The organism is Paenibacillus sp. GCM10027630 (assembly GCF_042676305.1).
In the GTDB taxonomy this organism is placed as follows: domain Bacteria; phylum Bacillota; class Bacilli; order Paenibacillales; family NBRC-103111; genus Paenibacillus_S.
Window position 1 is genome coordinate 1 of record NZ_JBHTGY010000064.1, and the last position, 584, is coordinate 584.

Here is a 584-nt window from a genome sequence, read left to right on the forward strand (position 1 = left end):
TCCCTCGGTTTTAAGGGTTTCTCTCACGAATACTCACTCATTCGCAGGATTTCATCACCCGGAAGATAACGATTGCCTGGAAAACAAACTCATTTGGTTAAGTGGCCTTTATTTTGAGCATGCGGAAATAGAGGAACCCTAAAATCCATTTCCTAAATTTTACTCTACTGCACGCTTATTCCACAAATACCTTGGAAGCTTACCATCCCATGGCTCTACGGGTCTAGGCCCTAACATTCCATCGTCATACCTATCCAAGATGTGGAGACCGATTGCGTTTAGCGGACGGGTCTAAGCCCTTTTCGGGCAGGAACTCGGTTCTCCGTGCTTTCTTTGTAATATCCTGCGAATGAGTCAACCTACGTGATATTCAAACGTTTTATGCAGCTTGAATAAGGATGTGACTTGCCTTCTCGGGCGAAAATGTTTCTCCCCTTTGGACGATGCTGATTAGGATTCGAGCTACTTTTCCCAGAAGCTTAAATACGGACCTCTGCTTCTTCATATGCTTAACTTTAATGTTATACTCATGTAACTCTCGAAAAACGGGATTGATACCTATGAGCTGTAGGGTAGCAAGAAAC

At 43.7% G+C, this 584-nt stretch carries 1 pseudogene; it reads right to left on the reverse strand.

Annotation, left to right across the window (positions count from 1 at the left end):
* Positions 1 to 379: 379 nt before the first annotated feature.
* Positions 380 to 584: pseudogene (locus ACFQ0C_RS31630) on the reverse strand (IS110 family RNA-guided transposase); the annotation flags it as partial.